The 18,845-nt window shown below is 39.5% G+C and carries 18 protein-coding genes; all 18 read right to left on the reverse strand.

Features of this window, described 5'->3' with window-relative positions; translation table 11 throughout:
- Positions 1 to 64: 64 nt before the first annotated feature.
- Positions 65 to 601: a stage V sporulation protein T gene (gene spoVT / locus FCJ93_RS21905; RefSeq protein WP_095314516.1), complete on the reverse strand. Its 537-nt coding sequence runs from the start codon at positions 599 to 601 to the stop codon at positions 65 to 67.
- A gap of 289 nt (positions 602 to 890) precedes the next feature.
- Positions 891 to 4,433 (reverse strand): transcription-repair coupling factor, encoded by a 3,543-nt coding sequence (gene mfd / locus FCJ93_RS21910; RefSeq protein ID WP_137744726.1) that lies wholly within the window; start codon positions 4,431 to 4,433, stop codon positions 891 to 893.
- A gap of 194 nt (positions 4,434 to 4,627) precedes the next feature.
- Entirely contained in the window at positions 4,628 to 4,858 is a 231-nt protein-coding gene (locus FCJ93_RS21915) for an anti-sigma-F factor Fin family protein (RefSeq protein ID WP_137744727.1), read from the reverse strand.
- Between the two features lie 101 nt (positions 4,859 to 4,959).
- Positions 4,960 to 5,520 (reverse strand): aminoacyl-tRNA hydrolase, encoded by a 561-nt coding sequence (gene pth, locus FCJ93_RS21920; RefSeq protein WP_095314467.1) that lies wholly within the window; start codon positions 5,518 to 5,520, stop codon positions 4,960 to 4,962.
- An 87-nt stretch (positions 5,521 to 5,607) separates the two neighbouring features.
- Entirely contained in the window at positions 5,608 to 6,246 is a 639-nt protein-coding gene (locus FCJ93_RS21925) for a 50S ribosomal protein L25/general stress protein Ctc (protein WP_095314515.1), read from the reverse strand.
- Positions 6,247 to 6,563: 317 nt separating this feature from the next.
- Positions 6,564 to 7,520, reverse strand: coding sequence for a ribose-phosphate diphosphokinase (locus tag FCJ93_RS21930; RefSeq protein ID WP_095314465.1), 957 nt, complete (start codon positions 7,518 to 7,520; stop codon positions 6,564 to 6,566).
- Positions 7,521 to 7,585: 65 nt separating this feature from the next.
- The gene (glmU, locus tag FCJ93_RS21935) at positions 7,586 to 8,959 is read right to left on the reverse strand and encodes a bifunctional UDP-N-acetylglucosamine diphosphorylase/glucosamine-1-phosphate N-acetyltransferase GlmU (RefSeq protein ID WP_095314463.1); all 1,374 of its coding nucleotides are present in this window, start codon (positions 8,957 to 8,959) and stop codon (positions 7,586 to 7,588) included.
- Positions 8,960 to 9,744: 785 nt separating this feature from the next.
- A complete protein-coding gene (spoVG, locus tag FCJ93_RS21940; protein ID WP_003347151.1) occupies positions 9,745 to 10,035 on the reverse strand; it encodes a septation regulator SpoVG in 291 nt (96 codons plus the stop codon).
- A gap of 236 nt (positions 10,036 to 10,271) precedes the next feature.
- Entirely contained in the window at positions 10,272 to 10,646 is a 375-nt protein-coding gene (gene ridA / locus FCJ93_RS21945) for a 2-iminobutanoate/2-iminopropanoate deaminase (protein ID WP_095314461.1), read from the reverse strand.
- Between the two features lie 18 nt (positions 10,647 to 10,664).
- Positions 10,665 to 11,492 carry a pur operon repressor gene (gene purR / locus FCJ93_RS21950; protein ID WP_095314459.1) on the reverse strand — a complete coding sequence of 276 codons (828 nt, stop codon included), beginning with the start codon at positions 11,490 to 11,492 and terminating at the stop codon, positions 10,665 to 10,667.
- A 59-nt stretch (positions 11,493 to 11,551) separates the two neighbouring features.
- Entirely contained in the window at positions 11,552 to 12,421 is an 870-nt protein-coding gene (ispE, locus tag FCJ93_RS21955; protein WP_137744728.1) for a 4-(cytidine 5'-diphospho)-2-C-methyl-D-erythritol kinase, read from the reverse strand.
- A gap of 221 nt (positions 12,422 to 12,642) precedes the next feature.
- Positions 12,643 to 12,819, reverse strand: a complete 177-nt coding sequence (locus tag FCJ93_RS21960; protein WP_095314452.1) for a small, acid-soluble spore protein, alpha/beta type — start codon at positions 12,817 to 12,819, stop codon at positions 12,643 to 12,645.
- Positions 12,820 to 13,045: 226 nt separating this feature from the next.
- Positions 13,046 to 13,309 carry a biofilm formation stimulator Veg gene (gene veg / locus FCJ93_RS21965; RefSeq protein WP_095314450.1) on the reverse strand — a complete coding sequence of 88 codons (264 nt, stop codon included), beginning with the start codon at positions 13,307 to 13,309 and terminating at the stop codon, positions 13,046 to 13,048.
- 487 nt (positions 13,310 to 13,796) lie between these two features.
- Entirely contained in the window at positions 13,797 to 14,660 is an 864-nt protein-coding gene (yabG, locus tag FCJ93_RS21970) for a sporulation peptidase YabG (protein ID WP_373315167.1), read from the reverse strand.
- A gap of 328 nt (positions 14,661 to 14,988) precedes the next feature.
- Positions 14,989 to 15,867 (reverse strand): 16S rRNA (adenine(1518)-N(6)/adenine(1519)-N(6))-dimethyltransferase RsmA, encoded by an 879-nt coding sequence (rsmA, locus tag FCJ93_RS21975; protein ID WP_137744729.1) that lies wholly within the window; start codon positions 15,865 to 15,867, stop codon positions 14,989 to 14,991.
- A complete protein-coding gene (rnmV, locus tag FCJ93_RS21980; protein WP_137744730.1) occupies positions 15,860 to 16,420 on the reverse strand; it encodes a ribonuclease M5 in 561 nt (186 codons plus the stop codon). The genes rsmA and rnmV overlap by 8 nt, the downstream gene beginning before the upstream one ends.
- Positions 16,421 to 16,627: 207 nt before the next feature.
- Positions 16,628 to 17,812 carry a G5 and 3D domain-containing protein gene (locus FCJ93_RS21985; RefSeq protein ID WP_095314441.1) on the reverse strand — a complete coding sequence of 395 codons (1,185 nt, stop codon included), beginning with the start codon at positions 17,810 to 17,812 and terminating at the stop codon, positions 16,628 to 16,630.
- A 235-nt stretch (positions 17,813 to 18,047) separates the two neighbouring features.
- Entirely contained in the window at positions 18,048 to 18,815 is a 768-nt protein-coding gene (locus tag FCJ93_RS21990; protein ID WP_095314437.1) for a TatD family hydrolase, read from the reverse strand.
- Between the last annotated feature and the right edge of the window lie 30 nt (positions 18,816 to 18,845).

Below are 18,845 nucleotides of genomic sequence, written 5' to 3' on the forward strand. Positions count from 1 at the left end.
AAACCATTCGTGCAACTAATCCGAATAAATCATGATAAATCTTTGAACTACAGCTACCTCAAAATTACGACTCCATTTGGCGTGCAAGGAATCCTGCCGCCGTTTCTACTGCTTTTTGTTCAACCTCACCTAATGTTTTTTCTTTTGAGAAGATGACAACTGCCCCTATTGGATCTCCATTCGCGATGATCGGACCAACTGTATAAGATGTCACCGTTTCTTCATTTCCATCAACAAGCGAAACTTCCCCTTGACTTGTTTTTAAAACAGAGCTTCGTTCTTCCATTGTTTTTCCCATAAGGTCACTGATATTCTTATTTAAATAATCCTTCTTTGAACTCCCTGCTACCGCAATATAAGCATCTCTGTCACAGATTAAAACGGGATTTCCTAAACTATCAAACAGTGCTTCTGCATATTCTTTAGCAAAGTCGCTTAGTTCACTAATAGGAGAATATTTTTTTAAAATGACTTCTCCATCGCGGTCAACGAATATTTCTAGTGGGTCCCCTTCACGAATGCGAAGTGTTCTGCGAATTTCTTTCGGGATCACGACACGACCCAAATCATCGATTCGACGAACAATACCAGTTGCTTTCATCCAATGTTGCCTCACTTTCATCTGATGATTTTGTAGTACAAGCATGACTTCAACGGATGTGAAATCTTTGCCATGTTTGAACTTAGTATCTTTCATCTGGAAAGTTCTATACACAAACAAATATTTTTTCTCCTGTTTAGTATTTCTTCCATCAGAGTGAAAATATTCCACTATGGTTCTCTTTACCCTTGGTTTCTTGAAATAAAACGAAAGGACAGGCCCATTTTTCCAGTTTAATACCCGCAACTATATAAATTCGCCCTCATACATATTAAAAATCGCCGCTATATTATGAGACCGTTTTTTCCTCATCTCGCTTTGCCTCCTGGAGACCTTGGACCATTGTAAAAGCAGCCTGAAGCCAATGAGCAACTTCGACTCCTTTTATATGAAGAACCATTTTCAATCGATTGCCTTCCATGCCCAAACCAACCATTCGTCGGAATTGATTACTAATTTCAAAGATTTTTTGCCCATTAATTCGAGCGCTTTCCTGTTCAGATAACAGAATCGTGACTTCATCCTTTACTTGTTTAATCGATTCCACACCCACCATAATCGCATGCGCTTTAATCTCTGCAATTTGGAATAAATAAGAGACTTCCTCTGGGTACTCTCCAAACCGATCGATCATTTCTTCCTGCAGTTCTTGAACTTCTTCCAACGTTGTTGCGCCACGGAATCGTTTATACATCTCTATTTTTTGGTGCCCATCAGCAATATACGTATCTGGGATATAGGCATCAATTTCTAAATCCACTTCCACGCTTTGCTCTCTCTCCACCTTTTCAAATTCACCTTTACGTTCCTCGATAGCCTCTTTCAGCATTTGAGAATAAAGATCGAAACCTACTGAGTCAATAAATCCATGCTGTTGGGCACCTAAGATGTTTCCAGCTCCTCTGATCGATAAATCGCGCATCGCAATTTTAAAGCCGGATCCTAACTCCGTAAATTCTTTAATTGCTTGAAGCCTTTTCTCAGCAACCTCCGTTAGCACCTTATCCTTACGATACGTAAAGTAAGCATAGGCGACACGGTTGGAACGCCCGACACGCCCACGGAGCTGATAAAGCTGAGATAACCCCATTCGATCTGCATCAAAAACAATGAGCGTATTCACATTCGGAATGTCGACCCCTGTCTCAATAATCGTCGTGCTGACAAGAACATCAAATTCCCCTGCCAAAAACCCAAGCATGACGGATTCCAGCTCGTTTTCTGTCATTTGACCGTGAGCATACGTTACCCGAGCATCTGGCACAAGCATTGATATTTCCTCCGCCTTGCGCTCAATATCCTCAACACGGTTGTAAAGGAAGTATACTTGACCATTCCGAGCTAACTCTCGTTCAATTGCTTCTCTGACTAGCCCCCCGTTATACTCCATCACATACGTCTGCACGGGGAAACGATTTTCTGGAGGAGTCTCAATAACGGATAGATCACGCACCCCAAGCATCGACATATGCAAGGTTCTTGGTATTGGTGTTGCCGTTAAGGTGAGAACATCGACATTTGTTTTTAACTGCTTGATTTTCTCTTTATGCGACACGCCAAAACGCTGCTCCTCGTCAATAATAAGCAGGCCCAAATCCCGATACGTAATCCCTTTTGAAAGGAGACGATGGGTTCCAACAACAACGTCAATTGTTCCATTTTTTAATCCATTAATGGTTTCTGTTTGTTGCTTCTTTGTTCTAAAGCGACTTAATAAACCTATCTCAATCGGATAATCCTGAAATCTCTCACGCATCGTTTCGTAATGCTGTTGTGCCAGAATTGTAGTAGGGACAAGAATGGCTACTTGCTTTCCATCTGCAATCGCTTTAAATGCCGCACGGATCGCCACCTCTGTTTTTCCATAACCGACATCGCCGCATAGCAATCGATCCATTGGACGTTCCTTTTCCATGTCCTTTTTAATTTCCTGAATGGAGCGAAGCTGATCCTCTGTTTCTTGATAAGGGAAAGATGCTTCAAACTCCCTTTGCATATCACCGTCTGGTGAAAAGGCATACCCTTTGGAAGCCTCTCTCTCGGCATAAAGCTTTATTAAGTCATCCGCTATGTCTTGAACAGACGATTGAACCTTGCTCTTAACCTTTTTCCAATCATTCCCGCCTAACTTATAAACTTTCGGTTCCTTGCCTTCCGAAGCAACATATTTTTGAACCAAGTCAATTTGTTCAACTGGAACATAAAGCTTATCACTACCTTGATAACGGATATGAAGATAGTCTTTATGAATTCCATTTATTTCTAACGTTTCAATTCCTAAATATTTACCAATCCCATGGTTCACATGAACAACATAATCTCCAATTTTAAGCTCCGAATAGCTCTTAATCCGCTCAGCGTTAGATAGCTTCTGTTGGCGTCGGCGCGTTTTTTTCGGCTTACGATTAAAAAGCTCCTCTTCTGTTATGACCGCTATCTTTTGAATAGGGAGTTCAAATCCTGTTTGCAGATCGCCCTCCATTATTTGTACTTTTTCAGCTGCCAATAATTGGCTTTCACGAACTACAACTGCGTCAATTTCATAGTCCTCCAGTACGCGCTCCAGCTTATCTACCCGCTTTTCATCCGCACCGAGAAATACTACCGCATAATTTCCTTTTTTCAGCCTTTCAATTTCACTTTTCAGAACATGCATTTGTCCATGGAAATTTTGCATTTGCTTACAGGATATATTGATAATATTTTGTGGATTTGTATTTGGAACATGCCTTAAAAACAAAGACATATAAATGAGCGGATGCTTTACCTTTTGCATCCTTGATTGAATTTGATGACTGATCATCAAATCATGAATAATCTTTCCTTCACTAAGAAGACTGAAATACCATTCTGCCTCTTCTTTATCCAGGGAATCATTCATTTCCTGAACTCTACTAATTTCATCGACAAAGATTAGAGCATTTTGCGGTAAATAGTCCAATAGACTATTAGACTGGTCATAGGCCAACGAAAGATACTTAAAGAGCTGCTCCGGTTTTTGCCGGTTTCTCAATTGCTCAATTTCATGATTTACATTTTGTGTAAGAGCAATTTTCGCTTTTTCATCCTTTATCTTTTTTAAGCTTTTACCTAAACCTGCTTCAAGCTTATTCGCAACCTGCTCATAATGCTCTTTTTGAAACGGGGTTTCCGTCGCCGGTCCAATGAGTATCTCCCCTAATTTATCGCGAGACCTCTGGTCCTCAAGGGAAAAATATCGAATTGATTCAATCTCAGTGTCAAACAATTCAAGGCGAATCGGATCTGCCTCGGTTAATGGATAGATGTCAATAATTCCACCCCGGATGCTAAATTCCCCTGGGGATGATACCATCTCTGAACGAACATATCCCATTTCAACAAATTGTAATAACTGAGCCTCAATATCAATATCTTCTCCGACCTTCAAAGTAATTTGTTGTTCCTTCCACAATGACTTAGAAGGAACAATCTTTCGTAGACCTGAAATCGGGACAATAATGATTCCCTCATCATACTGACTCCAATAATTTAATACATCTATGCGCTGGGCTCTTAATTCCGGACTGGCGACACTCATTTCCGCCGCAATTAATTCATTGGCCGGATATAAAAACACCTCATCTTCATCAACGAGCTGAGTAAGATCATCATATAGCTTTTGAGCCTGTAATAGATTGTAAGTCACAATCAATAAAGGCTTCTTCGTTTCATTATAAACGGATGCTAAAAATACCGTTCTTGCAGAGCCTGATAGACCCGCAACCAATTGTTCCTTAAGCCCTTCTTGAACGCCTGCAATAACCGAGCGAATATCATCCTGTCCTGTAAAAAGCTGTTTAAGACCTAACACAAGGCTCCTCCTCCCATGTCTACTGGAAAATATCTTTATAGTAAAATTCCTATTCCTTGTAAAAAATAGGAGCTGTGAAACTATTTTGCTCAAACAAGTTTTATCAACCGTTCTGTTTAACAAAGCCAAAAATAAAAAATAATTGCAAAAATCAAAACAGAAAAATGCTTTGGATAAAAAGTCCAAAGCTTGTATTAATGAATGAGATAATCATTTTGATAAAAAGCCGGGTTTCGTTCCAACGATTCATGGCAATCTTCACATATTGATTTAATATGCACATCTCCCGTTAAATCATAAGAGACCATTTCCATTCTTTCCTCATTGGTTAGCTTATGGAGTCCTAGTCTCTCCATATCAACTGACATATCATCAATCTTGCCCATCTGGACTCCACAATGACGACAATAATATTTAAGAGCCACGTATAGCCCTCCCTTTTAAACCATTCTATATTTTATTATGAACGATTTAAAAGGTACTTATTCAGGACTTATATCAGATTATTTTACCAAACTCTAATTAATTATTGATTAAAGTCATTCATCACTTGAAGAAAGGGTTTTTCCAAGGTAGCTTCGCAGGCCTCTGAACATTTTTGAATAACGACTTCAAGCTGCTCTTGCTCCTCTTTTGTAAAACGCCCTAACACATAATCTGTAATAGGCTGCCCGTTTGTTGGCCGATTAATCCCTACTCGTATTCTATTAAATTCCTGTGTGCCTAAATGAGCAATAATAGATTTTATGCCATTATGTCCTCCAGCACTGCCCTTCTGTCTCAAGCGTATTCTGCCCACCGGAAGATCGAGATCATCATAAATGACGATTAAATCTTCAACCTCAATTTGATAATAATCCATCAAGGGTCTGACTGATTCGCCAGATAAGTTCATATATGTTAATGGTTTTAATAAAACCACTTTTTCTCCGCGCACATTTCCAATCCCGTAAAGTCCTTTGTGCTTTGATTGAGCAAGGGGAATTTGCAACCTCTTCGCCAGCTCGTCAATGACTTCAAAACCGATATTATGCCTTGTCTTTTCATATTGCTTTCCTGGATTCCCCAATCCCACAATTAGCTTCATCATTCTTCACCCTCACAAGCTTATTCTAAGCAATCAATGCACGTTAAGGGGCTGGCCTTTTTTGGCCAGTCCCTTCATTCTTCTTCCTTACTCTCCCGCTGATTCAGCTTCTGTTTCTCTTCCCTCTTCCTGAGCAGGAACGCCATCCTCTTGTTCTTCTCCAGAGTTTATCTCTTCTTCCACTTTTGGCGGAAGAATGGAGGCAACGGTTTGCTCCGAATCGTGATCAATTTCAAAATTTTCAGCATTCAAATCAGCTACTGTAATGGTTTCGCCAACTTCAAGACTTGAAATATCTACCTCAATGACTTGTGGAATATTTGACGGTGTCGCCGTTACAGAAACCTCATGCAACGATTGCTGCAAAACGCCCCCATCCTTGACTCCTGCCGCTTCACCTACTAGAGCAATTCTCACATCCGCTTGAATTTCTTTATTCATATCTACAGCCCGCAAATCAGCATGAACAATTTCATTCTTAATCGCATCCGCCTGATAGTCACTTAAAATAACATTTATTTTTTGTCCATTTAAGTCTAATGGAAAAACTCCATTTCTTCCAACCTCACGCATCGTCTTTATAAAATCCGCCCCATTTATGTATATGGGTTTCGACTCTAATTTGTTTCCATAAACAACGGCTGGAATGTTTCCTTCATTTCTTAATTTCGTTAAAGCAGAATTCCTAAACTCCGTTCTTTCAACGGCCCGCAGCACTGTATTCATTTCAATAATCCCCTTCCTTATTGTTAGATCCATTTCTAGAGAATCTTCTAAAAACCTCGGTTTACGAAGTTTACTCTCTTCTATAAAAAATGCCCATAATAAGTCAGGAATAAACATCATTATGGAATGAATGATGCTGCGTAGAAATTTTTTCATAAAGTAAAAGGGGGATGACTCAAAAGCAGTTTTTTCTTTATATGCTACTCTCATATCGAAGCTTAATTTCTTTGTGAAAGAAAAAAGAAGCCATTTGTCGACAGCCTGATTATTTACATGTAGACGGAAAGGCTTGCTTTTTCGCAAGCCTCAAACATTTATTAATCAAATAAAGTACTAACTGATTGATCTTCGTGAACGCGAATAATCGCTTCCCCGATTAAAGCAGCCACTGATAATTGTTTAATTTTACCTGTCAATTTTTCTTCTGGCAAGGCAATGGAGTTCGTCACCACTAATTCTTTGATTTTCGAATTTTCGATTCGGTCAATCGCTGGTCCAGATAAGACTGGGTGGGTACAGCATGCGTATACAGCGAGCGCCCCGTTCTCTACTAATGCATTTGCAGCCAAAGTAATTGTTCCAGCCGTATCAATAATATCATCAATTAAGATTGCGACCTTGCCTTCGATATTTCCGACAATATTCATTACCTCTGCCACATTTGGCTTAGGTCGACGTTTATCAATAATCGCAATTGGAGCTTTTAAGCGGTCTGACATTTTACGAGCACGAGTAACACCGCCGTGATCAGGCGATACAATAACAATGTCCCCTCCAAGGTCCTTGCTATCGAAATAATCAGCTAAAATTGGTACTCCCATTAAATGATCCGTCGGAATATCAAAGAAACCTTGAATTTGTGGAGCATGTAAATCTAGCGTAATTACGCGAGTTGCTCCAGCTGTTTCAAGTAGATTAGCTGTTAATTTCGCTGTAATTGGTTCACGGGCACGAGCTTTACGATCTTGCCTAGCGTAACCATAATAAGGCATAACAATGTTAATGGTTTTTGCTGACGCTCTTTTTAAAGCATCGATCATAATAAGCAACTCCATTAAATGCTCGTTTACTGGAGAGCTTGTTGATTGGATCACAAACACATCACAACCACGAATGCTTTCTTCAATGTTAATTTGAATTTCGCCATCGCTAAAACGTTGAACAGAACACTTTCCTAATTCTACACCGATGACTTTCGCAATATCCCTTGCAAGCTCTGGGTTTGAATTTAACGTAAATACCTTTAAATTCGGGTCTAAATATTGATTTGGCATGATGAACCTCCAATTGCTTTTCTTTTTTGGCTTACTGTATTACTTCAATCAGCTTCTTTTGGTACCTATTTAAATTTATTTAATTTGTCCACATAGCCTTCCTTGTTCACTTGTCGTGTTCTGGCAATCGCCAATGCCTTTGCAGGTACATCCTGCGTCACCGTTGAACCAGCTGCAACATACGCCCCCGCTCCGACTGTAACAGGAGCAACCAAGTTGGAATTACAGCCAATAAAGGCTCCGTCTTCAATTTTTGTTAAAAACTTATTTCTGCCATCATAATTAACCGTAATTGATCCGCAACCAATATTCACATCCTGACCAACTTCAGCATCCCCAATATAACTCAAATGGGACGCCTTGCTTCCTTTTCCGAAAACGGTCTTTTTAATTTCTACAAAATTGCCGATTTTTACTTCATCATGAATAGTAGATTGCGGGCGAATATGGGCAAATGGACCTATATTGACATGGTTGCCAATTAAACTGTCATGGGCGACAGATTGACGAATCACCGTACCTTCTCCAACCTGACAATCTGAAATCTCGCTATTTGGTCCAATCATGCAGTCAGACGCAATGCTCGTCTTCCCTGAAAGAACAGTTCCCGGTCGAATAATAGTATCAGCTCCGATTTCAACATCCGCACCGATGTATGTATTATTCGGGTCGATAATGCTCACGCCATTTCGCATATGCGCTTCATTAATTCTCTTTTTCATAATCGTCTCTGCTTGTGATAAAGCAACTCGGTCATTAACCCCCAACGTCTCTTCAAAATCCTCCGTTTGGTATGCAGTCACGACCTCTCCAGCATTTTTCAAAATTTCAATCACATCTGGCAAATAGTATTCACCCTGCACATTTTCATTCGAAACATTTTTCAAAGCTGCAAACAATGCTTGGTTATCAAAGCAATATGTACCAGTATTAATTTCCTTTACTTCTCGCTCCGATTCTGAAGCATCCTTATGCTCGACAATTTTTTCCACTAGCCCTTGTTCATTGCGGATAAGTCGTCCATATCCAGTTGGGTCCGTAGCATTGGCCGTTAATACGGTAGCTTTTGCTTTTTGTTCTTCATGCTGTTTAAACAGAGCCTCCATTGTTTCTGCTTTAATTAAAGGGGTATCACCGCATACAACGAGCGTAACGCCTTCCTTATTTGCCAATAATTCTTGCGCCTGCATTACCGCATGGGCGGTACCAAGCTGTTCCTCCTGCAATGCATAGCTGCACTGTTCGCCAAGTTGGGATTTCACTAAATCTGCACCATGCCCTATGATTGTAACGATATGGTCAATATCTAGCTTCGCTACTTGATCGACGACATGTTGCACCATCGGTTTTCCACAAACAGGGTGTAAAACCTTGTATAACTTTGACCTCATCCTTGTCCCTTGACCCGCGGCTAGGATGACCGCATAACGTTTAGACATCGACAGTCCTCCATTTTTTCATATTTCTAGGACACTCCACTTCAACACGGAAGAAGATGATTGCAAGCACAAACACCTGTGTTCTATATAAATACCTTGTTCACTAAACCCGAGTGTTAATTTTTCCTGATCCTTACATTTATAAGGATTTCACTACGAAAAATTAAAAATAATCCATTAAGAATATATCCTAAATACATAACTATTTCAAGGACGCACCATAAAGTACAAATTTTTGACATATAGGATTATCAAGGACGCTTTAAGGCTTTACTAAAAAAGAAGTGCGGGAATTTATGCAATTTTTTTAACAGCCTATGTTGTTTTTTTGCTCATCTCGTGAGAAACAACAGCTTCTTACGGCTTTCAGCATAGCTGAAAGATCCTTTGACTCGATAAACAAGGGGGAAATAAATTTTCCCCTGCCGTTTCATCGAGTCAGAGCTAAAATAAGCCAAAAATGGTAGGATTAAAAAAATTGTTTAACAAAAAGAGGTTTAATCTTCTAAAAAAAGGGGAAATAGTTAGAGGGAGTATCAGTGGCAAATTAGTCTTACAAGTCAGGACAAGCCTTCGCAACCATATAAGAATTTCCTTTGTCTTCATCGCCGTCCAGACGATAAATAACCTGTTTTTCGTTAAAAGAAACGGTAGCAACACCGAAAGCGGGGGAAGCTAGTTAGACCGCTTATGCTAAACAAAGCACATTCATTTAAAGAACGGCGCTCAGTTCCTAAACGATAAAAAAAGGCGCTACTTATGAAGTAGGCCCTTGTTGCTATATCCTACGAAGCTCCGGCTTCTTCAAATTCAACTTCTAATTCACCTAAACGGTGGTATTCAGCCAAAACAGCCTCTTGGATTTTACCGCGTGTTCCTGAATTGATTGGATGTGCAATATCTCGAAATTCTCCATCTGGAGTGCGTTTGCTTGGCATCGCTACAAACAAACCATTATTTCCATCAATCACACGAATATCATGAACGACAAACTCATTATCTAATGTAATCGAAGCAATTGCTCTCATACGTCCATCAGTATTTACACGGCGTAGTCTAACGTCTGTCACTTCCATTTTGTTCACCACCTTTGCAAATAGATAAAAATCTAGTTAACTAATTCAACATAACTTCCAATTATCCTTCTTTTTAACGGAAAATTTTTTCAAAATTGAGTCGATCCATTGAATCCGCTTCCAATTGAATCAGACAATATTGAACTTGTTAACCCGCCCCTATTTGCTCGGTTGAACATTTACAAAAACGATGGAAATAAGAACCCTTATGAACACCATAAAGGCCCTCTCAATCATTATTTTACCAAGGCAATAACCTCAATCTCTACTAAAGCATCCTTCGGCAGTCTCGCTACTTCTACACAGGAACGCGCTGGCTTATGATTTGAAAAATACTGTCCATACACCTCATTAATACTTGCGAAATCATCCATATTTTTAATAAAAACCGTCGCTTTCACAACTGTTTCTAACGATGCTCCCGCCTCTTTTAAAACAGCCTGAAGGTTTTTAAATACTTGATGGGTTTGATCCTTCACATCACCTTGAACCATGTCCCCAGACGCTGTCAACGGAATTTGTCCAGAGCTATAAAAAAGGTTATTAACAACAATCCCTTGCGAATATGGTCCAATCGCTGCTGGCGCCTCATTAGTTTGTACGATTTTCATAAACTCACCCTCCAAATATCAAACTTCTACTTTTTGAAAATAATTACCTTCACTTACTGTAATCTTTTTTTCCTTCACATCTACATCTGAAAGCTTCACTAAAGAAAGATAGTCATCGATTAATCGTTCTTCTGTTTTCTCTGCTTCTACTAAAACAGCAATACCAGCTACAGCTGCATTAAATTCTTCCAATAAGCTAATCATGCCGTTAACGGTTCCGCCCGCTTTCATGAAGTCATCGACAATTAAGACGTTAGAGCCTTCTTCTAAACTGCGCTTCGACAGCAGCATCGTTTGAATCCGTTTGGAAGAACCTGAAACATAATTAATACTTACGGTCGAACCTTCCGTCACTTTACTGTCTCTTCTTACAATAACAACAGGGACATTTAACTGGCTTGCCACCGCATAAGCTAACGGAATTCCCTTTGTTGCAACTGTCATCACAACATCAATTTTCGTATCTATGTATGCAGATGCTAATAACCGTCCGGCTCGCTGAACGATGGATGGATCTCCTAGCAAATCCATCATATATAAATAGCCCCCTGGCAATAGACGATCTGGATTTGCAATTAAATGACATAATTCATCAATAAATGGCTTCGCTTCCAATTCTGATACTTTCACAAAATATTTCACCCCGCCCGCTGCTCCCGGCACCGTTTGAAGTGTTCCAATTCCTCTATGTTCAAAGGCTTCTTTAATGATCGCTAAATCTTCACTAATGGAAGATTTAGCGGAACCATACCTTTCTGAGAAGAAAGACAGGGAGACAAGCTCTCTTGGATGGTCCAGCAAATAATGGGTCATATCAATTAAACGTTCACTTCTTCGGAATTTCACCAGATAGAACCTCCTTTTATCCGAATATTTTAACGTAAATATACCATTAATATACGGATTTAATCAAGGGGATTCCTTTCACCTAGTAATCTCACTGCAAAAACCTGATCACAAAACCCTCGCAATCCGTTATATAATCGATGCATTCTTGAATCATGCTGCACAAGCGCAAAAACTGTTGGACCACTTCCACTCATCAATACTGCATCGGCACCAAATCGGTGCATTTGCTCCTTAATCTGTGCAACCTCAGGATATAAATTCAATGTGACACCTTCCAGTACATTTCCGACATTTCTACAGACACCGGCAAAATCCTGATTTTTAATGGCTTCAATCATACCATCGGTATTTGGATGGACAACGTCTTTTAATTGAAGGCGGCCATAGACATCAGCAGTGGAAACCCCTATTAGCGGTTTTGCCAAAACAACCCAGCAGCTTGGAGGTGATGGCAGTTCCTTAATCTTTTCTCCTCTTCCCGTCGCTAAAGCTGTACCGCCATACACACAAAACGATACATCCGAACCAATTTGCGCACCGAGCTCTGCAAGCTCGTCCAAAGACAAGTCCAACTGCCATAGCTTATTCAAGCCTCTTAAGGTGGCCGCTGCATCACTGCTTCCTCCAGCAAGGCCAGCCGCAACAGGAATCGTCTTTTCTATATTAATTTTTACGCCTTTCTTAACATGAAACTTTTCTTTTAAAAGCTTTGCCGCTTGGTAAGCCAAATTACGCTGATCATCTGGTACAAAACGATTTTGTGAGACAATTTTGATTTCATCCTCTGACAGCAGCGTCAACTCAAGTCGATCTGCTAAATCGATTGTTGTCATAATCATTTCAACCTCATGATAGCCATCTGGCCGTTTATGTAAAACATCTAATGATAAATTTATTTTCGCTGGTGCCTTTATTAAGACCTTCAACACTTCCACCTACTTGAGTAAATTCAATCTGATACTAATGCATCCGCATAAGCAGTAAGATTCTCCATTTTTTGTCCTATTTTACCACAAAACGATACATATAAGACCCGCTCATCTTGACATTTTAAAAAACGTACTTGAAATTAGAGCCATAAATCAAGCCGAGGCAAAAAAGCCCCGACTTTACGTAGTGAATCCATTTGGTTGTAAACTCGTTTTTGCTACTGCTTTTTCGCTAATTGCTGTTCAGCAATTTCTATCGCTCTTTTTACCATATTTCCAGCATCTTTTGCACGAATTCCGCCCCAGCCTTCCTTTTGGACAACATCATAAAAGCCAAGCTCTTTTGCCAGTTCTTCTTTAAACTGCTCCGACATCATTCCACGTCTTCTGCCCAAAATGAACAACTCCTTTCTCCACTACGTATTCTTATTATGAATAAGGAGTTTCATTTTCATGAGAGCCTAATTTATCCTAAATGAACGTTGTCTTCAGATCAAGTAAACATCGATTTGGTACGAAACACATTCAAAAACATATAATATTGAGATAGCTCTAAGAAAAACCAAATAAAAAGCAGTAAACATCAATTGTTCACTGCTCGCATAAATAATATAGGCTTTTTTAGCTTAACGCTACCTGTCCTGTTGTATCTTCATAGAAAGTAATCTGAACCGTTTCTGTAAGTACATCTGCATAGCTGTACGATACACGCTCAAATGCATTTTCATCCTGATCTAATTCAATCACAAATACGGATGGATAAGTCTCAGCCAAAATACCAGAACGTTCAATCGTTTTCCTACGTCCACCGTTGGCCTTTAATAACAATCTCTTCCCTAAGTTTGAGTCAAGGGCTTTCTTAATATCAATCAACGTTTTTGCCATTCGGTCCACCTCACTGTGTAAAGTATAACACACTGACATAAAATAGTCAAATAAAAATATAAATTATAACAGTGTTTAAAAATAGTTGTCAATAGATTTTATTCCACATTTTTTTCTAATTTTCTACAATAAAGTTTTTTTGCGTAGCAAAAAGAACTTTCCTTAATATTGCGTTAGCGAAAATAACCTTCCTCCATATTGCATTAGCGAAAATAGCTTTCTTAAGCTTCACGTCAGAGAAAGAACTCCCTTGTTGTTGTTTCACACTAGCAAAGATCGTTCACGCAAACAGCAATAATTCTTCTTTGCGGTAAAAAACTTTCTCTTAATAGACTTTCCTTATTTGACAGAAATATGTATGTCAGCAAAAAATACGGTAAAAATGTTGAAAAATATGTATTTGTTTTCTCATTGAGAGGGAGCGAGAATACTTGGCTCGACCTCTCTCAATGAAATTGTTGAAATCCATCTCTTTTTGTCGGAAATTTTACTTCTGATTTTCAGAATGAAATGGCATCCCCGTTCTTAATATCCCTTTGGTTTCAATACCACCAAGTCCTTTTTCACCTGTTAAAGTATTCCGCAGCACATCCCAAACATTAATCCTTTCCATAAAAGGGGTAAAACTAATCTTTGCGACAATATAAACCGGGTCTAAAGCATGAATATTAACGCGAGATGGAGAACTGGCAAAATTAGCTCCGGCATGTATGAGCGACTCAAAATGGGATTGGCAAGCACCAGCAAAAATCACCAACTGATCTAAGTTCGGAATCCTTTTCCTTGCCTCTCTCACCGTTTGAACGAAGAACTTCGAATGCCGATAAGCGTTGATATCTCCAATCGCTCCCTTTGATTTAGAGTAAGCATCATGTCCGGTAATGACCAATATATCTGGGCGATAATATTCGATAAGATGACTTATTCTTTGCGGCATTTCTTTTTCATTACAATGAATCCCAGTCACAGGTATTCCGATCTTCTCATAAAGACTTAAACATTTTTTCAGATAAGATGGATCTCCATCGATATGAAGAACACGGCCGGGGAGTTGAAAATAGTTGACCTTCATTTTATAGCCTTCCGTCGTATCGTATTCCTGTCTTTGCTTTAATAAATCAATATCCTGCTTAAACAGTCGAAAGGATTGCTCTTCTAAAGAACGGAACTCCTGCGTTAGTTCCATCCTCTTCATTTGGTCAATCAGCAACAGATCTTCATAGGGAGCATCCGCGATTAAACGAAAATCCTCACCATACAGCACCACTTTTTTTCGACCATTTTCTTCTTTAATATCGATGACACGGAATAAAATGTCACATTTATAAGAAATTCTCCCAACAACATCCATGAGGTTAATCGTCACTGAACGTCACTCCAATTAGCACAAATAGAGCCCCCTTTTTATAGAGGGATGAACAAACAAAAAATCTAGTTGTTTTTTTTAAAATATGCATTGGACAAAAAACATGTGCTTTTAACGGAGCATTTAGGAAAAGGTAAGAGAAAAAACACTGTCAAATCACATAGCTTAAAAAAATGTTCTTGAACGGCAATCTTAACGACTTTCTCTTTTGTTATTAGCATTTAACGGCTCCAGCGCTTGCGAAATAGCTTTCATGTTTAAAGGGTGTCTAAGCAGCTAATATTACTGCTTAGACACCCTTTACTTAACAGTTTTATTGAAAATGCGGCAGCAGAGCATCGCTTAATACGGCAAATTCCTCGATCGACAAAGTTTCTCCCCTTCTTGTCGGTTCAATATGAACCTTGCTTAATGCAGCAAGAATTTCCTCCTTTTTCTCTTTTCCTTCAGGGAGCTGGCTAATTAAATTGTTTAAAATCGTCTTTCTTCTTTGGGCAAAGCTTGCTTTTGTGATTTGGAAAAAGAATGCTTCGCTCTTTACGGCCACCTTTGGAGTAGTTCTAACTGTTAGGCGGATCACGGCCGAGTCCACATTCGGCTGAGGAACAAAAACTGTTTTCGGTACAATCATCACGGTTTCAGCCTCCGTATAATACTGAACTGCAATGGAAAGAGAGCCGTAATCCTTCGTTCCTGGTTTCGCTGCTATTCTTTCTGCTACTTCTTTTTGCAGCATCACAACAATTCCTCGAATTGGTAACTTCTCCTCCAACAGCTTCATAATAATTGGTGTCGTCACATAATAAGGGAGATTCGCTACAACCATGACATCCGTAAACCCGGCAAATTCCGTTGCCATCATAGAGGCAACATCTGCTTTCAAAACATCTGAATGGATGATAGTTGTATTCCCATAAGGGGCTAATGTTTCTTCTAATATCGGCAGTAGCCGCTGGTCAATTTCAAAGGCAACGACCTTTTTACTTCTGCGAGCAATCTGCTCCGTAAGGGCACCGATTCCTGGACCTACCTCGATTACTCCTGACTCATCAGTAAGATTTGCGTGATCAACAATTCGATTAAGAATATTGGTATCAATTAAGAAATTTTGTCCCAAGCTTTTCTTAAAAGAAAAACCGTATTTTTCTAGAATCTCACGTGTCCTAACGGGGGTCGCAATATCTTTATTCATCTTTTTCCTCCTGTTGAATAACTTGAATCGCTGCTGAGAATGCTGCCTCCGTTATTTGAAACATCTGCAGCCGCTTATGCAACTGTTTACCATTGGTATACCCGATCTTCAACAGCTTGCCTAGTTTTTCTCGCCTTTCTTTTGCACGAGGTCCACCGACTAACCCAGCATTCATAAGATCGTCTTTCGTAATGATCTCTTTTGCATCATCCATCATATGATGAGCATCCTTTAATGCCCGGCGAATTTCCTCCGGAGAAGCATGCTCTACGCCAACTCCCCTCCCATGCTTATGGAGCGCTGCTTCCTTTGTTATAAAAGCATGCTTACAATCTGGAACATGGTGAGCAATGGTTTGTCGTATTTTTTGACCCGGATAATCAGGATCAGTAAAAATGATCACCCCTCTTGTCTTTTGGGCCAACTCAATCTGCGCGATCGTTTCCATAGTTACGGCCGAACCATTCGTTTCAATCGTATCTGCATCTATCGCTCTTTTTATCGCAGTTGTATCATCTTTCCCTTCAACCACAATAATCTCTTTTATTTTCATAAATCCTCCTCATCCATTTACCAGTGATTCGTACGCAATGAAACCCTACCTGAAAAATCTTATATTTTTTTTGAAAAAAAACAAATATATTTGAAACATTTTTGTAATCTTAATCGTCTATATTAGTGTAAAGAAAAATAGGCCAAAAAACAAAAAAAGCAGAGGATGCCCCCTGCTCAGCATGACTTTTTATAAGTGCGTACAATCTTAATTCAAGATCTTGATTTTAACATTTTTCCTGCCCCAGCGATAAGCAGCAGACTGGGAAGAAAAGAATACATCAATCTTATTTCCCTTGATGGCTGATCCAGTATCAGCAGCTATTGCATAGCCATATCCTTCAACATATACCTTTGTTCCCAAAGGAATAACTCTAGGATCGACTGCAATGATTTTTGCGCCTGGGTTTGCCTTCAAATTATATCCAGTTGCGGTAATACCTGAGCAGCCATTACAGTTAGCTGTGTAGGCAGTAGAACTTACTGTAAATTCTCTACTCACATTATTATTCGTCCCACGTGATACGGTTTGTGCAACGGCCTTCGTTCCAACCGCTACAACTTGATCACGCTTTTCTTTCAAAGTTGACTCTTTTAGTAATTTTCGGGATACTTCTTTCCCGTTTTCCAAGACAACTTCGTATTCCTTCTTAAGCAGTCCCTCTTGCCCACTCGTTACGGTTTTTTCCGTTCCCTTGGCAAGTTTACTATCTTGTTTCGTGACAACAGCAAATCTAACTGGTTCTTCCACTACATCGGTGACCTTTTCAACTCGAATGACGTTAATAATAGCGTCTTCTTTGACTGTTTCATCCATATTCGGCTCAACTCGGTCTAATTCATTCAGCTTGATTTCTTGTTGTGATAAAAAGTCAGCGACCGTAGTCGAAGTGGACCATACTTGCTTTTCTTTTCCACCGTCATTCAGTGTGACAGAAAATGCCCTATCTATTTTGATTTGTAAGTCGTTTTTTATCTCTGTATCGATTTTTGGTTGAATCTTATCATGTTCGTTTAAAGAAACATTTTGCTCTTTTAAAAATTCTTCAACCGTATTAGCTGTTGTCCAGACTTGTTTCTTTTCGTTTTCCTTAACCATCTGAACCTGCTTTGCTGGTTTCCATTCAACCTTTAAATTGTCCTTGACCTTCGTATCGGCTGATGGAGACACATAGTCTTCTGAGTGAAGAGAAATATCTAATTCCTCCAGTACTTCTTTAATTGTTCCTGCGTGTGTTTTAACAATCTTTTCTTGACCGTCTAGCGTTAGTGCTACAGTTTTTTTCGTAGTTTCATAGAAAACAAACCCAAAAGCTGCAACAAAAACTACGAAACTAGCTCCTACAACGGCTAATTTCTTTTTACTCAAAGACTTGGAAAACAGGTTTTTCATGTTCTTGATTACGATGAAAAACGCCTCCTTCTCTCTCGAGTGATTATATAGAACTTAACCTGCACATGTCAACCCTCCACCCTCCAAACATATTCCCTATTATGCGAAATATATCCAAAAAAGGAAAGAGGGACTTATCGACATGGTTATCCTATGAAGAAAAGGAGACATGTAGAACTTTTTAGAATAGGAATTCATTTGGACAAGCATCCTTGTATTTCGACAGCATTCTATATCATTTTATGGCGAATAATTTTTTTGCATTTGCCGTTGTAATTCGGGCAACTTCCTCATAAGAAATCCCTTTTAACTCTGCAATTTGTTCAGCCACAAGTTTGACATAACCTGGTTCATTTCGTTTTCCTCTGTAAGGATGAGGAGCTAAATAAGGACAATCCGTTTCAATTAGCAGTTTTTCCAGCGGAACGGCTTCAGCCACTTCCTTTGGTTTTCTTGCATTTTTAAACGTAACCGGTCCTCCGAGCGAAATATAGAAATTCATGTTTAGGCATTCTTGAGCTACCTCAACACTCCCACTAAAACAGTGCATGATCCCTCCAACTTCAGAGGCACCCTCCTCTTTTAAAATCTCCACAATATCTGCTGTCGCCTCCCGATTATGTATAACAATTGGCAAATTCACCTTTTTCGCAAGCTGAATTTGCTTTCGAAACACTTCTTTTTGAATCTCCCTTGGCGACTTATCCCAATAATAATCAAGCCCCATCTCTCCAATTGCCACCACCTTTGGATGGCTTGAAAGCTCTTCGATCCACGCTAAATCCTCGTCATTCATATCAATGGCATCAACTGGGTGCCAGCCTACACTGGCATACATAAAATCATATTTTTCTACCAGTTCCATGGCTCTTGTAATCGTCGGGCGATCAAATCCGACAATGACCATATTCTCTACTCCATTTTCTTGTGCCCTTGTAATAACTTCCTCTAAATCCTCGTCAAATTGTTCAGCATTTAAATGGGCGTGTGTGTCGAATAACATCAAAATTCCCCCTTCATTTCATATATTATT

This window comes from Robertmurraya siralis, assembly GCF_005502275.1.
Classification (GTDB): domain Bacteria; phylum Bacillota; class Bacilli; order Bacillales; family Cytobacillaceae; genus Robertmurraya; species Robertmurraya siralis.

Excerpts from the sequence above, each read along its gene's own strand:
- spoVT (WP_095314516.1), bottom strand. The coding sequence starts at position 601 with ATGAAAGCAACTGGTATTGTTCGTCGAATCGATGATTTGGGTCGTGTC.
- pth (WP_095314467.1), bottom strand. The coding sequence starts at position 5,520 with ATGAAGCTAATTGTGGGATTGGGGAATCCAGGAAAGCAATATGAAAAG.
- FCJ93_RS21925 (WP_095314515.1), bottom strand. The coding sequence starts at position 6,246 with ATGAATACAGTGCTGCGGGCCGTTGAAAGAACGGAGTTTAGGAATTCT.
- FCJ93_RS21930 (WP_095314465.1), bottom strand. The coding sequence starts at position 7,520 with ATGCCAAATCAATATTTAGACCCGAATTTAAAGGTATTTACGTTAAAT.
- glmU (WP_095314463.1), bottom strand. The coding sequence starts at position 8,959 with ATGTCTAAACGTTATGCGGTCATCCTAGCCGCGGGTCAAGGGACAAGG.
- spoVG (WP_003347151.1), bottom strand. The coding sequence starts at position 10,035 with ATGGAAGTGACAGACGTTAGACTACGCCGTGTAAATACTGATGGACGT.
- ridA (WP_095314461.1), bottom strand. The coding sequence starts at position 10,646 with ATGAAAATCGTACAAACTAATGAGGCGCCAGCAGCGATTGGACCATAT.
- veg (WP_095314450.1), bottom strand. The coding sequence starts at position 13,309 with ATGGCAAAAACGTTGATTGATATTAAGAAAGCCCTTGACTCAAACTTA.
- yabG (WP_373315167.1), bottom strand. The coding sequence starts at position 14,660 with ATGGATGTTGTTGGGAGAATTTCTTATAAATGTGACATTTTATTCCGT.
- rsmA (WP_137744729.1), bottom strand. The coding sequence starts at position 15,867 with ATGAATAAAGATATTGCGACCCCCGTTAGGACACGTGAGATTCTAGAA.
- rnmV (WP_137744730.1), bottom strand. The coding sequence starts at position 16,420 with ATGAAAATAAAAGAGATTATTGTGGTTGAAGGGAAAGATGATACAACT.
- FCJ93_RS21985 (WP_095314441.1), bottom strand. The coding sequence starts at position 17,812 with ATGAAAAACCTGTTTTCCAAGTCTTTGAGTAAAAAGAAATTAGCCGTT.
- FCJ93_RS21990 (WP_095314437.1), bottom strand. The coding sequence starts at position 18,815 with ATGTTATTCGACACACACGCCCATTTAAATGCTGAACAATTTGACGAG.